Source organism: Pseudomonadaceae bacterium SI-3 (genome assembly GCA_004010935.1).
Lineage (GTDB): Bacteria > Pseudomonadota > Gammaproteobacteria > Pseudomonadales > Pseudomonadaceae > Stutzerimonas.
The window spans coordinates 2,147,830-2,162,308 of record CP026511.1 but is presented as its reverse complement, the minus strand read 5'-3'; the positions used below and the strand labels follow the sequence as shown (position 1 = coordinate 2,162,308).

Annotated in this window: 12 protein-coding genes; 5 read left to right on the top strand and 7 right to left on the bottom strand. The window is 57.0% G+C overall.

Features of this window, described 5'->3' with window-relative positions; genetic code table 11:
* Nucleotides 1–17: 17 nt before the first annotated feature.
* The 6 genes from C1896_10290 to C1896_10265 form a co-directional block, all read right to left on the bottom strand.
* Nucleotides 18–1,871, bottom strand: a complete 1,854-nt coding sequence (locus tag C1896_10290) for a peptidylprolyl isomerase (GenBank protein ID AZZ47616.1) — start codon at nucleotides 1,869–1,871, stop codon at nucleotides 18–20.
* 207 nt (nucleotides 1,872–2,078) lie between these two features.
* Nucleotides 2,079–2,351 carry a DNA-binding protein HU-beta gene (locus C1896_10285; protein AZZ45256.1) on the bottom strand — a complete coding sequence of 91 codons (273 nt, stop codon included), beginning with the start codon at nucleotides 2,349–2,351 and terminating at the stop codon, nucleotides 2,079–2,081.
* 133 nt (nucleotides 2,352–2,484) lie between these two features.
* Nucleotides 2,485–4,881, bottom strand: coding sequence for an endopeptidase La (locus C1896_10280; GenBank protein ID AZZ45255.1), 2,397 nt, complete (start codon nucleotides 4,879–4,881; stop codon nucleotides 2,485–2,487).
* Between the two features lie 133 nt (nucleotides 4,882–5,014).
* Entirely contained in the window at nucleotides 5,015–6,295 is a 1,281-nt protein-coding gene (locus tag C1896_10275; GenBank protein AZZ45254.1) for an ATP-dependent Clp protease ATP-binding subunit ClpX, read from the bottom strand.
* A gap of 118 nt (nucleotides 6,296–6,413) precedes the next feature.
* On the bottom strand, nucleotides 6,414–7,052 hold the full coding sequence (clpP, locus tag C1896_10270; GenBank protein AZZ45253.1) for an ATP-dependent Clp endopeptidase, proteolytic subunit ClpP: 639 nt from the start codon (nucleotides 7,050–7,052) through the stop codon (nucleotides 6,414–6,416).
* A gap of 87 nt (nucleotides 7,053–7,139) precedes the next feature.
* Entirely contained in the window at nucleotides 7,140–8,450 is a 1,311-nt protein-coding gene (locus C1896_10265) for a trigger factor (protein AZZ45252.1), read from the bottom strand.
* 406 nt (nucleotides 8,451–8,856) lie between these two features.
* Between C1896_10265 and C1896_10260 the strand changes: the two genes are divergently transcribed.
* The 5 genes from C1896_10260 (at nucleotide 8,857) to C1896_10240 (ending at nucleotide 12,919) form a co-directional block, all read left to right on the top strand.
* On the top strand, nucleotides 8,857–9,255 hold the full coding sequence (locus C1896_10260) for a DoxX family protein (protein ID AZZ45251.1): 399 nt from the start codon (nucleotides 8,857–8,859) through the stop codon (nucleotides 9,253–9,255).
* A gap of 166 nt (nucleotides 9,256–9,421) precedes the next feature.
* Complete coding sequence (locus C1896_10255; protein ID AZZ45250.1) at nucleotides 9,422–9,826, top strand: hypothetical protein; 405 nt, start codon at nucleotides 9,422–9,424, stop codon at nucleotides 9,824–9,826.
* 287 nt (nucleotides 9,827–10,113) lie between these two features.
* Nucleotides 10,114–11,109: a C4-dicarboxylate ABC transporter gene (locus C1896_10250; GenBank protein AZZ45249.1), complete on the top strand. Its 996-nt coding sequence runs from the start codon at nucleotides 10,114–10,116 to the stop codon at nucleotides 11,107–11,109.
* 48 nt (nucleotides 11,110–11,157) lie between these two features.
* A complete protein-coding gene (locus C1896_10245) occupies nucleotides 11,158–11,634 on the top strand; it encodes a TRAP transporter small permease (GenBank protein AZZ45248.1) in 477 nt (158 codons plus the stop codon).
* Entirely contained in the window at nucleotides 11,624–12,919 is a 1,296-nt protein-coding gene (locus C1896_10240; GenBank protein ID AZZ45247.1) for a C4-dicarboxylate ABC transporter, read from the top strand. Before C1896_10245 ends, C1896_10240 begins: the two co-directional genes overlap by 11 nt.
* A 174-nt stretch (nucleotides 12,920–13,093) precedes the next feature.
* Here the strand turns inward: C1896_10240 and C1896_10235 are convergent, their stop codons facing one another.
* The gene (locus C1896_10235) at nucleotides 13,094–14,317 is read right to left on the bottom strand and encodes an NAD(P)-dependent oxidoreductase (GenBank protein AZZ45246.1); all 1,224 of its coding nucleotides are present in this window, start codon (nucleotides 14,315–14,317) and stop codon (nucleotides 13,094–13,096) included.
* Nucleotides 14,318–14,479: the final 162 nt, after the last annotated feature.

The window sequence follows — 14,479 nt, the reverse complement described above, 5'->3', positions numbered from 1 at the left end:
TTTGCGCTAGGACTTCCTCAGAAGGTCTCGATCTCAGCGTCCGCATGGAGCATCTGACGGTAGGCAGCGAAATCTTGCTGGCCACTCCGCGACGCCAGGAAACGACGATAGTTCTGCTTGTCTTCCTGCGAGAGTTCCGCTTTGGGCTCGCTTACACCGCTCAGACGAACCACGACGAGATCTCCGTCGGGCATGCGAACACTGCTGTAGCTCGGCTTGTCGCCTTCCACCGGTTTCGGCATCCGAAACACTTGTTGGAGTACTGCCGGCTCAACCCCTTCCTGGTTGCGCGAGGCGGCTTCGACAGGCTGCCACTGCTGCTGAACCTGTCCGCCATCACGTAGGGTAGCGATCAGCTGCTCACCGGCTTCAATTGCTTGTTCTGCTGCCTTACTGCGCTTGAGTTGAGTGATGATGTCGTCCTTCACTGTATCGAAAGGCAGCACTTCGGGTTTCAGGTGTTCCTTCACTCGCACAGCAACGACGGTGTCCGGATCCAGTTCGATCACACCGCTATTAGCACCGTCGATCAGAACCTCATCACTAAACGCAGCCTGGATGACCTGCCGATTTGATGCGACGTCAGCTCCACCTTCACGGCCGAACGCCTCGGTCGTTTGTACCGAAAGACCCAATTCCTGTGCCGGCTGGGCAAGATCGGCAGATTCGAATGCGGTGTCCTCGAGCTGCTTGCTGGCCTCGACGAAGCGCTGCTCAACCTGTTGAGCTTTGAGTTCCCGCACCAGTTCAGGTTTTAGGCTTTCCAGTGTTGGGATCTCTGGCGACTGAACATCCAGAAGCTTAATCAAGTGCCAGCCGAAATCGGAGCGAACCGGCGCAGAGACATGGCCCTCCTCCAAAGCGTAGAGCGCCTCCTCGAAAGCAGGGTCGTAAACGCCTGGACCAGCAAAGCCGAGGTCGCCCCCTTCACTCGCGGATCCCGGATCTTCGGAAACCTCCTTAGCCAACGCTGAGAAGTCCTGGCCTGAGGCCAAACGCTTAGCGACCTCGTCGATCTTCTCCCTGGCGCTTGCATCGCCAGCCTCATCGGTCTCGATCAAGATATGCGCCGCACGGCGTTGTTCTGCCAGGTTAGCGATACGCTGCTGATACAGATCCTGCACCTCCTCCTCCGACACCTCGACCTGGTCAAAGAAGGACTCCTTATTCAGCTCGACATACTCGACGATGACCTGCTCGGGCGAGCGAAAGCGGTCGGTATTTTGTTCGTAATACTCGCGCGCCTCGTCACTGCTCACTTCAACGGCGTCGGTATCAGCCGGCACGGTGATGGTTGCGAAATCACGTGTCTGCTGCTCAAGCCGAGCGAAGGCTTCGATCTGGTCATCTGTGACGAAACCGGAACCGGAAATGCCGGCGCGAAGTTGGCCAATCAACATTTCCTGTTTCAACAGCTCGCGGAACTGCAGCCGGGTATAACCCATTTGCTGAATTACCTGATCGAAACGCGCAGCATTAAATGCGCCGTCCACGGCAAACTCAGGAGTTTGCAGGATCAGCTGATCAAGCGCCGTTTCGGAGAAGGCGAAATCCGCATCGCGGGCACCTTGCAGCAAAAGCGCACGGTCAATGAGCGCGCGTAGTGATGACTCGCGTACCAGCTTGTCGTCCAGCATCGACGGGTCGAAGTTACCTCCTAGCTGCTGAGCCAGTTGGCGACGCTGCATGTTCATGGCCTGGTTGAGCTCGTCCAGTGAGATTTCCTCACCGTTGACCTCAGCGGCATTTCGGCTGTTGCTGGCGGCATTGAAAATGGCGTCAAAGCCGGTCAAAGCCAGCAGCATCACGATGATGCCTATGATGGTTTTGGCAATCCAGCCTTGTGAATTGTCCCTGATATTCTGAAGCATGCGTCCCCCAGGAGTCAGCTGCGCAGTCGTCGCTGCAGCGCGGGAATCCGGATAAAAAGAAAGGCGCATCCAGGGATGCGCCTTCTCGGAGCTTTTGGAGCAGCTGGGCCTAATCCCCCAAGCCCGAACGCAACAAGCAGTGCCTGTTCGAATAACCGCCCCAAGCCAGGGCCAGCGCTAACTGGCAACTGGCCGGATCGAAAACGCTTAGTTGACAGCGTCTTTCAGAGCCTTACCTGCCTTGAATCCCGGGATCTTGGCCGCGGCGATGTCGATCGGCTTGCCAGTCTGGGGATTGCGGCCAGTGCGAGCAGCGCGCTCCTTGACAGCGAAAGTACCGAAACCAACCAGCACCACGGAATCACCAGCCTTCAGAGCGCCTGTAACGGATTCAATTACTGCATCCAGCGCGCGGCCAGCAACAGCTTTCGGGATATCAGCAGATGCGGCGATAGCATCGATCAGTTCCGACTTGTTCACTCTAAGTCCCCTTATTTCTGTTGAGTCGTATCTATAATTTTTAGGTGTAAGCAAAGCGGTGCCGAAATAGCAACTACACAAAAGGCCGGCTTATATCAAGGCCACCGAAAATGTGTCAACCAAGCCTCTCGGACTAATGCGTGCTGATTCGCTCCTTGGAATCAGACTCGCGCTTGTCATCCTTTGCAACGATATCTGGAGCCGCATCGGGCAAGGGCTCCGGCGCGTATTGCAGCGCAATTTGGAGGACTTCGTCAATCCACTTGACCGGTTTAATCTGCAGGTCCTGCTTAATATTCTCAGGAATCTCTTTCAGATCACGCTGGTTTTCTTCAGGAATGATCACTGTCTTGATACCGCCGCGGTGTGCCGCGAGCAGTTTCTCTTTCAAACCGCCAATCGCCAGCACCTGCCCGCGCAGGGTAATCTCGCCGGTCATGGCAACTTCGGCCCTAACAGGAATCTGGGTCATTGCCGAAACCAGCGCCGTGCACATGCCGATGCCTGCGCTAGGACCATCCTTCGGCGTAGCGCCTTCCGGGACATGGATATGAATATCCTGTTTTTCGTGGAAATCGACAGGGATACCGAGACTCTTCGCGCGGCTACGCACCACGGTTAACGCTGCGGTGATGGACTCACCCATCACATCGCCCAGCGACCCAGTTTTGGTCAGCCGCCCCTTCCCTGGAACGACGGCTGCTTCGATGGTGAGCAACTCGCCACCAACCTGAGTCCATGCCAAGCCGGTGACCTGACCGACCTGATCTTGCAGCTCGGCAAGCCCGTAGCGGAATTTGCGAACCCCCAGGAAGTGCTCCAGCGATTCGGCTGTAACACTGACTTCAAAGCGCTTCTCTGCGGCATGCTCCTTCACCACCTTGCGGCATACCTTGGCTATCTGACGCTCCAGTCCGCGAACGCCGGCCTCGCGAGTGTAGTAACGAATGATGTCGCGAATAGCTTCATCATCGAACAGCAACTCGGTCTTTTTAAGGCCATTGGCCTGAACCTGCTTCGGGACCAGATAGCGGGTGGCAATATTGATCTTCTCGTCTTCCGTATAGCCGGGCAGACGAATGATCTCCATACGATCAAGCAGTGGCGCCGGGATGTTCATGGAGTTGGCTGTGCAAAGGAACATCACGTCTGACAGGTCGTAGTCGACCTCGAGATAGTGATCGTTGAAGTTGTGGTTCTGCTCAGGGTCTAGCACCTCAAGCAGAGCAGACGCAGGGTCTCCGCGCATGTCGTTACCCATCTTGTCGATCTCGTCGAGTAGGAACAACGGATTGCGCACACCGACCTTGCTCATCTTCTGGATCAACCGACCCGGCATGGAGCCGATATAGGTACGACGGTGTCCACGGATCTCGGCTTCGTCCCGCACCCCACCCAGCGCCATGCGCACGAACTTGCGATTCGTCGAGCGCGCAATGGACTCGGCCAGCGAGGTCTTACCCACGCCTGGTGGACCGACCAGGCACAAAACCGGACCTTTTAGTTTCTTCACACGTTTCTGCACTGCGAGGTACTCAAGAATCCGATCCTTGACCTCTTCGAGGCCGTAGTGATCGGCATCAAGCACTTCCTCAGCCTTGGCGAGATCAAGGCGAACCTTGCTGGCCGCTTTCCACGGTACGTTGACCAGCCAATCGATGTAGGTCCTGACCACGGTAGCCTCAGCCGACATCGGTGACATCTGCTTGAGTTTGTTCAGCTCGGTGGTCGCCTTGGCATAGGCGTCCTTGCTCAGGCCGGCATTCTCGATGCGCTTCTTGAGATCATCGATTTCATTGTGGCCTTCGTCGATATCGCCCAGCTCTTTTTGAATGGCCTTCATCTGCTCATTCAAATAGTACTCGCGCTGGCTGCGCTCCATCTGCTTCTTGACTCGGCCACGAATGCGTTTTTCCACCTGTAGCAGATCGATTTCAGCATCAAGTAAGGCCAACACATGTTCGACTCGCGCCGGCAAATCGGTGATTTCGAGAATTGCCTGCTTCTGTTCGATTTTTAGCGCCATGTGCGCAGCCATGGTATCGACCAGACGCGCCGGCTCGTCGATGCTGGCAAGCGAGGACAGCACCTCGGAGGGCACCTTTTTGCCCAACTGAACATATTGCTCGAACTGGCTCAAAAGGCTGCGGGTGAAGACTTCGGCTTCACGCTCTTCGATCTCCGATTCGTCGATCAGTGAGACCTCGGCCCGGCAATGGTCTTCAACGTCGAAAAACCGGTCTATGACGCCACGCTGTTCGCCTTCGACAAGCACTTTTACTGTGCCATCCGGCAGCTTCAGCAGTTGCAGCACCGTTGCGACCGTACCCACACGATAGAGCCCCTCTTCGCTCGGGTCGTCATCGGCTGGGTTCTTCTGGGCCAAGAGCAAAATCTGCTTGTCGCCAGCCATTGCTGCTTCAAGGGCCTCAATGGATTTTTCCCGCCCAACGAACAGCGGAATCACCATATGCGGGTAGACCACTACGTCGCGCAGCGGCAAAAGGGGCAATTCGATGGTTGTCTTCATAAATTCAGCTCTACGACGGCCATACGGCGGTAAACGGGAAATTCATACCCTTGGCAATCAAGATGAGGGCGCGCAACGCAAAAAACAAGGAGACTGTAGAAAAGCAAAGGGGCCCGGAGGCCCCCTTGTTCTATCACGCGTCCGGCGCGGCCTTGGCAGGCGGCTCGCTGTTCTCGTATATGAGCAGCGGCTGAGAAGTCCCTTCGATGACGCTCTCGTCGATGACTACCTTGCTGACATCCTTCTGAGAAGGAATCTCATACATGGTATCCAGCAATACGCCTTCGAGGATTGAACGTAGCCCTCGAGCACCTGTTTTGCGCTCCAGCGCACGAGCTGCGACTGCTTTCAGTGCGTCGGCACGGAATTCCAGATCGACACCTTCAAGCTCGAAAAGCTTGCCGTATTGCTTGGTGAGCGCGTTCTTCGGCTCGGTGAGGATCTGAATCAGCGCCGCCTCGTCGAGTTCGTCGAGCGTAGCGATTACCGGCAGACGACCGACGAACTCGGGAATCAAACCAAACTTCACTAGATCGTCCGGCTCAACCGAACGCAGCGACTCGCCAATCTTTTTGCCCGGCTCCGTACTGCGGACCTCTGCATTGAAGCCGATGCCGCCTTTGGTTGCACGACCCTGAATAACCTTCTCGAGTCCGGCAAACGCACCGCCGCAGATAAACAGAATGTTTCGCGTGTCCACCTGCAGGAATTCCTGCTGCGGATGCTTACGTCCACCTTGCGGTGGTACGGAGGCAACCGTGCCTTCGATCAGCTTCAGCAACGCCTGCTGCACACCTTCGCCAGAGACGTCACGGGTGATCGAGGGATTGTCAGACTTACGCGAGATCTTATCGATCTCGTCGATATAGACAATGCCCATCTGGGCCTTCTCCACATCGTAATCACACTTTTGCAGCAGTTTCTGAATGATGTTTTCAACGTCTTCGCCCACGTAACCGGCTTCAGTCAGCGTAGTAGCGTCAGCGATAGTGAAGGGAACATTCAACAAACGGGCCAGCGTTTCCGCAAGCAACGTCTTACCAGAACCGGTCGGTCCGATGAGCAGTATGTTGCTCTTGCCCAGCTCGACTTCTTCCTTCTTATCGCGCTGGTTGAGTCGCTTGTAATGGTTGTACACAGCCACAGCCAGGATCTTCTTGGCTCGCTCCTGACCAATTACGTACTGGTCAAGGATGCCGCTGATTTCCTTGGGTGCGGGCAGCTTTTGCGATGTGCTCTCAGCCTGTGCCTCTTGCACCTCCTCACGGATGATGTCATTGCACAGGTCGACGCACTCGTCGCAGATAAAAACCGAGGGCCCGGCAATCAATTTGCGTACTTCATGCTGGCTTTTGCCGCAGAAAGAGCAATAGAGCAGCTTGCCGGAATCCTCGCCGTTGCGGGTGTCAGTCATTCGATCGATCCAATCGGGGAAGGCTTGTAATACAAGATGAAGGCAAATGCAGGCATTTTCAAGGGCGCGCAAAGCGCACATGACGGATGCCCGCTAACTACGCCCTCCTAGACCAGCGTTAGACCGGCAGCTGCCGCTTCTCATGAACTGCATCGACAACGCCATATTCCAGCGCTCGTGTAGCACTCATGAAGTAGTCACGATTGGTATCGCGCTCGATCGTTTCCAAATCCTGGCCGGTATGGTGAGCCAGCAACTGGTTCAGCCTCTCGCGAATGTAGAGGATTTCGCGGGCATGAATATCGATATCCGACGCCTGCCCCTGAAAACCACCCAATGGCTGGTGGATCATCACTCGGGCGTTTGGCAGACAGAAACGCTTGCCTTTGGCCCCGCCAGCGAGAAGGAACGCACCCATGCTGCACGCTTGACCGATACAGGTAGTAGAAACGTCAGCCTTGATAAACTGCATGGTGTCGTAGATAGCCATACCAGCAGTCACCGACCCACCAGGGGAGTTGATGTACAGGTGAATGTCCTTCTCAGGGTTTTCCGCCTCAAGGAATAGCATCTGCGCGACAATCAGGTTGGCCATATAGTCTTCAACTTGGCCAACCATGAAAATCACCCGCTCCTTAAGGAGACGGGAATAAATGTCATACGCCCGCTCGCCACGAGCGGACTGCTCGACGACCATCGGCACGAGGCCGCCAGCGGCCTGAATGTCTGGTGCTTGCATAAACGGATTGCCGGACATGTCCAACGATACTCCCTATGTTACGCCGCAAAGACATAAGCCAGCTCGAGGCTGGCTTATGAATGTGCATTAAACGATTAAAGAAACTCAGGCAGCTTGCGGGGCTTCCGCAGGCTTCACTGCTTCTTCGTAGGAGACCGATTTGTCGGTCACTTTAGCCTGCTGCAGGACAGTATCTACAACTTGCTCTTCGAGCACAACAGACCGGACTTCGTTCAACTGCTCGTCGTTCTTGTAGTACCAGGACACGACCTGTTCCGGCTCTTGATAGGCGGAGGCCATTTCCTCGATCAGCTCGCGAACGCGCGCATCATCAGGCTTGAGCTCGTACTGCTTGACCACTTCGGCAACGATCAGACCCAGCACAACACGACGCTTGGCCTGTTCCTCGAACAACTCGGCAGGCAGCTGATCAGGCTTGATATTACCGCCGAACTGTTGAACAGCCTGAACGCGCAGACGGTTCACTTCGTTATCGATCAGGGCCTTTGGCACTTCGATCGGGTTGGCGCTAACCAGACCGTCCATAACCTGGTTCTTGACCTTGGTCTTGATGGCCTGGCGCAGCTCGCGCTCCATGTTCTTTTTAACTTCGGCACGGAAGCCTTCCAGACCACCTTCCTGCACGCCGAACTGGGCGAAGAACTCATCATTCAGCTCTGGTAGTTGCGGGGCTTCTACGCCGTTCACGGTAACAGTGAACTCAGCCGTTTTGCCTGCCAGGTCGAGGTTCTGGTAGTCCTCAGGGAACGCTGGGTTGATAACCCGCTCTTCACCAGCCTTGGCGCCAACGAGTGCGGATTCGAAGCCGGGAATCATGCGACCGGAACCCAAGACCAGCTGCGTGCCCTGAGCGGACCCGCCAGCGAAGGCCTCGCCATCGATTTTGCCAACGAAATCGATGTTCAGCTGATCGCCGTCTTCGGCAGCACGGTCAACCTTTTCGAAACGTGTGTTCTGCTTGCGCAGAATCTCAAGCATGTTGTCGACATCGGAATCCGCCACTTCGGCCTGCAGACGCTCGACTTCGATGGCGTCCAGACCAGCCACCTTGAACTCTGGGAACACTTCGAATGTGGCTACGTACTCGAGATCCTTACCCTTTTCGAACACCTTAGGCTCGACCGCTGGCGCGCCGGCAGGGTTCAGCTTTTCCGCAACGACAGCTTCATAGAAGGTCGCTTGAATCAGGTCGCCTAATGCTTCCTGGCGGGCAGCCGCTTCGTAACGCTGGCGAATGACGCTCATCGGCACCTTGCCGGGACGGAAGCCTGGAATCTTTGCACGACTGGCGGTCTGTTGCAGACGCTTGTTGACTTCGGTCTCGATGCGCTCGACCGGCACGCCAATGGTCATGCGGCGCTCAAGAGCGGAGGTGCTTTCAACAGAAACTTGCATGGATTTTCCTCGTTGCACAGACATAAGCCGGCGTTCCGGCCCCAGAATGGGCAAGCATTCTAGTGGCTCGTACCAGAGAAGTCACCCTGCCTATCAGGCCGCAACCAAACACAGCAGCGAGTGGTTCAGTTGCAGCGGCCGGAACGCAACCTGAGCGCTGGCAGCTGTACACAAATTGCTGTAGCTGATAGGAGATTGATCTGATCTCAAACGCACACGGAGGCTGCGGTCGATGACGATTCGCCATGCACGCAGCATTCACCGACGTACCTCGTAGCTGGAACGAGCAACGGGGCCTCCCTATGACGCCTAGTTCTTAGGAACTTGCCGGAGCATCCACCCTCTCAGTGGTCTATCTTTTGAGTAGCGTTACGACCGATCCTGAGCGCGAAGGATGAAACGAACCATGACCGATGATCTGGGCAAACTGGTATTAAGGGTTTCGGTGGGTGTACTGATTCTCTTGCATGGCATCTTCAAGTTGCAAAACGGAGTCGACGGCATTGCCGGCATGCTCGGTAATAATGGCCTACCCGCGTTTTTGGCTTATGGCGTTTATATAGGCGAAGTAGTCGGACCAGCCCTGGTCATTCTGGGTGTGTTTACCCGGATTGGCGCATTACTCATAGCGGGCAACATGCTCGTCGCGTTTCTACTCGCCCACATGCAGGAGCTTTTCTCGCTCGGCAAAATGGGTGGCTGGGCACTCGAGCTACAAGGCATGTTTTTGCTTGGCGCGATTGCGATAGCCCTGCTTGGCGCCGGCAGATTCAGCGTTGGGGGCATTGCGGGGCGCTACAACTAATGAACGTGTATCGATAGCCCGCTTCGGCAACAAGAATCGGACGTCGATCGCTATAGGGCATAAGCCTTCTTGCAAACACTGACGCGCTTCGCCCTTATCAAAACTCACATGGTCTCCGATCGCTTCGTCGGCGCAGCAAACACATGATCGTAGCTATTATCAGCCCATGACCGCCTCCGTGCCGATCCGTCAACCCTGCCCGCCTGCCGCCTGCATCTGCGGGCGCGAGCAGTTGCTGGAAGACCCAAGCAAAGCCGACCTGCGCATTCTGCGGCTGACCCGCCAAGAGGAGAATCGCCTGCTAGCGCGCCTGGAGAACATTGAAAATCTGGCTGACCTTGAGCGCATGCAGCAACGAATCTACGAACAACTGGGGATTCGCCTGCATATTGCGCCGGGCATCAACGAAGTGCGCAGCATGCGCGGCATTCGCATCGATATGTCTGAGCTGCCTGGCTTGTGTCGCAAAACCCGGCAATCTATTCCGGCTGCGATCCGTCGCGGCTTGGAAAAGCGCCCGGAAATTGCCTTCAGCCTGCTCAACGCACACGACCTTTTGCGCGATGCCTGACTAGCGCTCGCACTCCGACGAAAGATGAGCTATCCGCAATGGCACTCACCGTTGCCATCTGCGATAGTTGTACGACCAGTCGAATCCGGCCGGTATGCCACCTGCCCACAAGGCCGGCGGCAACTGTGACGCCTTGCGAGTCTCGCTGCTTCCTATCCGCACGCAGCCTACCGCGTCCTTCGCGCAACCCGCGCGTTTCGATGGTTTACCAGCCATCGTCGAGCCGAGCACTATGCTCAGTGCCGACCGTTCGCCAATAAAAATTCCGATCCGAACAAGGACGCCCCATGAAACTGACCCGCTGCTTGACCGCGCTGGCTGCCGCTGCTGCGCTTTCTGTTACTTTTGCCGCTTCGGCTCGTGAGTATTCCGTTTCCACTGTGCTTTCCGACGCCTTCCCCTGGGGACAAGCCGCCCAGAAGTGGGCTGACCTGGTCGAGGAGCGGTCGAATGGCGAGATAACTCTGCGCGTATACCCCAACGCGCAATTGGTTGCAGGCGACCAGACCAAGGAATTTTCCGCCATGCGCTCCGGCTTGATCGACATGGCTGTCGGTTCGACCATCAACTGGTCACCACAAGTACCAGAGCTGAATCTTTTTTCCCTGCCCTTTTTAATGGCCGACAGCACCGATCTCGACGCCATCACTCAGGGTGAGGCTGGCAAGCAGACGTTCGCTGCTATCGAGAAACGAGGCATTGTCCCGCTCGCGTGGGGTGAGAACGGATTTCGCGAGATTTCCAACTCGGTCAAGCCTGTGAAGACGCCCGCCGACCTGAAGGGGTTGAAGATTCGCGTAGTCGGTTCGCCGCTTTTTCAGGACACCTTCACCGCCCTGGGCGCCAACCCGACGCAGATGAGCTGGGCCGATGCCAAACCGGCGCTGACCACCGGCGCAGTTGATGGCCAGGAAAACCCGCTCTCGGTGTTCGATGTGGCGCGGGTCGATCAGGTTGGGCAGAAGTACCTGACGCTCTGGCATTACATGGCCGACCCGTTGATCTTCGCGGTCAACCAGCGTGTCTGGAAGGAACTGCCGGAGGCCGACCGCGAGCTGCTGCGCCAGGCCGCCATCGACGCTGGCAAGTGGGAAATCGAGCTATCGCGCAACGCCGAAGCCAAGCGATTGAAAGACATCCGCGCTCGCGGCGTCGAAGTCACCGAACTGAGCGAGGCCGAGCATCAAGCGTTCGTCGATGCGACTCGCAGCGTGCAAGAGAAGTGGACATCTAAGATCGGCGCCGATCTGGTCGAAGCAGCCCGCACGGCCGTAGCAAAGTAAAAACCGTTCTACCCGGCGGCGCGATGCCGCCGGGATTCGAGGAAACCCATGAACAATCGACAGGACGCGCGCCTTGAGCGCGTGCTGGCTACCCTAGCGCTGGTGATCATCAGCCTGATCAGCCTGGCCAACGTGGTAGTGCGCTATTTCACCGATGCCTCCTTCGCCTTTACCGAAGAAATTTCCGTTTTTCTCCTTGTGATTCTCACCTTCGCCGGCGCCTCGGTGGCCATGCGCAGTAACCGCCACATCCGCATAGGCTTTGCCGAGCGGATGTTTCCGCGCCTGCGTACGCCGCTGATCCTGTTGCAGTGGCTGGCCAGCGTATTGGTGCTCGGTATGGTCCTCTGGTACGGCGGGCAGTTCGCGCTGGAGGAATACCAGTGGGAATCCGAGTCTCCCGGCCTGGGGCTGCCGAACTGGTGGTATGTGGTCTGGCTGCCACTGCTGGCGCTGATGATGCTTATACGCCTGACCCAGATGACGATCGACAGGCTGCGTGGGAGGCTCACCGATGAGCCCTGATCTCTGGATGCTCGCAAGCTTTCTAGTGTTGTTGCTGATTGGCGTACCGGTTGCATTTTCCCTGGCGCTCTCCGGCGCCATTGGCATCCTTGCTGGTCTATCACCGGACATGCTCGCCACGCTCGGCACCAACACCTACAACGGCGTAGCCAAATATCCCCTGATTGCCATTCCGCTGTTCATCCTCACCGGCCTCGTATTCGAGAAATCCGGCGTGGCGCTACGTCTGGTGCGCTTCGCCCAGGCCCTGATCGGCCCGCGCCACGGCGGCCTGGCGATGGTCGCCATCCTGGTCTGCCTGATCATGGGTGGCATGAGCGGCTCCGGCCCCGCCGATGCTGCCGCGGTGGCCATGGTGATGTTGCCGAGCATGACCCGCGCCGGCTACCCCAAGCCATTCTCAGCCACGCTGATCGCCGCATCCGCCTCGACGGCAATTCTGATTCCGCCTTCCATTGCGCTGATCCTCTATTCCATCGTGGTTCCCGGCGTCGACCTGAGAGCCTTGTTTGCAGCCGGACTTTTCCCGGGAATACTTGCAGGCCTTGTGTTGCTGCTACCTGCCTGGCTGTTGGCGCGCCGCTACGGTTGGGAAAATCCAGAAGGTGCTGAACGTCCACCGCTGGCTGACAGTTTCCGCCAGGCATTGCCAGCGCTCTTTGCCCCTGTACTGATTCTGGGTGGCCTTCGCAGCGGCCTTTTCACGCCGACCGAGGCAGCGGTTGCCGGCGTGACCTATGGCGTGGTCATCGGCTTGTTCGTTACGCGCGAATTGGACTGGCGCAACCTCTGGCGGCTCTGTGGCGAGGCAGCGGTGATCTCTGGCGTAGTGATGTTGATTATCGCGTTGGCGGGCATCTTCGCCTGGGCTGGCACGATGCTCGGCACCTTCCGCCACCTCGCCGAATGGCTGATTTCGCTGTCAGATAGCGGAGCGGTACTGCTCATCCTGGTGATGGTCGCAGTGTTGCTGGCCGGCATGCTGCTAGATGCAATTTCCATCTACCTGATTCTGATGCCGATCCTGATTCCCGTGATGCAGCACTTCGGCTGGAACCCGGTGTGGTTCGGTATTTTGCTCGCGATGAACATTGCCATCGGCCAATTCACCCCACCGGTCGCAATTAATCTTATGGTGACCGCGGAAGTCGCCAAGATCCGCCTGGAGCAAACGGTTGGTTGGGCCTTGCTGTTCGTTCTGGTGATGGGCAGTGCACTGATCCTAGTGGCGGTTTTTCCGGAAATCGCCCTTTGGCTGCCTAGGATGCTTGGCTATGCGGTCTAGTTGAGCTGGAGCTCCTACCCGAGCGCACGAGTCAGTCGTCGGAACGGCTGCAACAACAGCCGATCCCGGTCACCGAGATCGGCTGTTCTCGACGCGTGAAATTAGGGTGGTGCTCCGAACGCTTGAACTAACAGAAAAACAGTCGGCTGGCTTTCGCTCAGTACTGGTCAGCTGTCAGCTGCCCATCACCGCCAAAGCGGCGCGCCCATGGTCGGCCGGCGGTTTCTGCAGAACGCTTGCCCCAGATGCAGCGCGCTGTTGCATGACGATGTCTAGAGCACGACTGGGCAGGATATCGACGTCATCGAAGGTGATGAGCTGCCCCGGCTCGACCGCCCTCCTCAATGCAGTCTTGCGCAACAGGCCGATCGGGACATGATCGGGATGCTGATCGAGCTTTAGGGCCTCGCCGCGAAATTGGAATCCGCCGATGCCTCGCTCGATCAGCTCACCTGGGCGCATGGCTCGCTTGGCAATTGCGCCCACACCCAGAGTCGGTGTGACTGAGTTGTTCAGCAGCACATCACCACCACTGAGCACTCGGCGCACGGTTTTACCGACTTCCAGCGAACAGAGATGGAATGGGCGCACCAGCGTGTAATACGGGCCGGGGCCGAGCTTGAAATACTCGATGGCAGCGCGCTGATCGTCATCATGGCGACAGACCAGGAAAACACCGCCCGCGGGATAACCGGAAGGAATCAGATAATCCACAAAGGGTTGCCCCAGCCGCTCGGCCATCATGCCAAGCAGGTTGCCCGATTCCGTCAAATTGGTCGAAGCCAAGCCTTCCAGCCCCTGCTTGGTGATCGTTGCGCCCAGGCCGTTGCCGACTATTGCCTGTTCGATCTGCACTTTGGTGCCGTCGGTGAACGAAGTGGTCTGGTCTACGCTTATGCCTTGGCGCTTTGCCCAGTACCGCATGTCCTCAACCGAGGGATCGTGGTTCAGGTAGCCCTTCATGTTGCCGTAGACCAACGGTTTGAAGCCCATCATCAACGCTTCTTCATGAAGCGCCGCTAATGACCCCGGCTGGTCGCCCTCGGCCTCGGTAATGAAGCCCTTGCCAGCCAAGTACGAACCCGTGGTGACCTGAAGCTCAGCATTGATTGTCACAACCGGCAAGCCAGCCTCGAACGCTCGCTCGATGACCTCGGTGCCATGAAAGACATCACCGCTGCACTCGACGATCAAGTCAGAATCAGCGATCAGATGATCAATCGAATTGGTAAGGCGTTCAGACAGCGGAAAATCAGTGAAGGAATTCAATGGGCGGCGAGTCAGAACTCGCGAGATTTCCAGATCGTGATAGTGCTGCTTGATCAGCCGGATGAAGCAGTGCGCGATCATCCCTGTGCCGGATACACCGATCTTTTTCTTGATGTGCGAGCTAGACATAAGCGAATCCATTCAATAGGCAACGAATGCTCTGACCGCAGCGACAGAAAAAGATTTTACGGTGCTGCAAATCAGCGCCTGTCGCCGTTGCCTGGCACGGCTGCGTTTGGAAAACCACGTACTGAAGCTAAGCGTCAGTAGGGTTATTCAGCCAATTGATTA

Excerpts from the sequence above, each read along its gene's own strand:
- C1896_10290 (AZZ47616.1), bottom strand. The coding sequence starts at position 1,871 with ATGCTTCAGAATATCAGGGACAATTCACAAGGCTGGATTGCCAAAACC.
- C1896_10280 (AZZ45255.1), bottom strand. The coding sequence starts at position 4,881 with ATGAAGACAACCATCGAATTGCCCCTTTTGCCGCTGCGCGACGTAGTG.
- C1896_10275 (AZZ45254.1), bottom strand. The coding sequence starts at position 6,295 with ATGACTGACACCCGCAACGGCGAGGATTCCGGCAAGCTGCTCTATTGC.
- clpP (AZZ45253.1), bottom strand. The coding sequence starts at position 7,052 with ATGTCCGGCAATCCGTTTATGCAAGCACCAGACATTCAGGCCGCTGGC.
- C1896_10265 (AZZ45252.1), bottom strand. The coding sequence starts at position 8,450 with ATGCAAGTTTCTGTTGAAAGCACCTCCGCTCTTGAGCGCCGCATGACC.
- C1896_10260 (AZZ45251.1), top strand. The coding sequence starts at position 8,857 with ATGACCGATGATCTGGGCAAACTGGTATTAAGGGTTTCGGTGGGTGTA.
- C1896_10255 (AZZ45250.1), top strand. The coding sequence starts at position 9,422 with ATGACCGCCTCCGTGCCGATCCGTCAACCCTGCCCGCCTGCCGCCTGC.
- C1896_10250 (AZZ45249.1), top strand. The coding sequence starts at position 10,114 with ATGAAACTGACCCGCTGCTTGACCGCGCTGGCTGCCGCTGCTGCGCTT.
- C1896_10245 (AZZ45248.1), top strand. The coding sequence starts at position 11,158 with ATGAACAATCGACAGGACGCGCGCCTTGAGCGCGTGCTGGCTACCCTA.
- C1896_10240 (AZZ45247.1), top strand. The coding sequence starts at position 11,624 with ATGAGCCCTGATCTCTGGATGCTCGCAAGCTTTCTAGTGTTGTTGCTG.
- C1896_10235 (AZZ45246.1), bottom strand. The coding sequence starts at position 14,317 with ATGTCTAGCTCGCACATCAAGAAAAAGATCGGTGTATCCGGCACAGGG.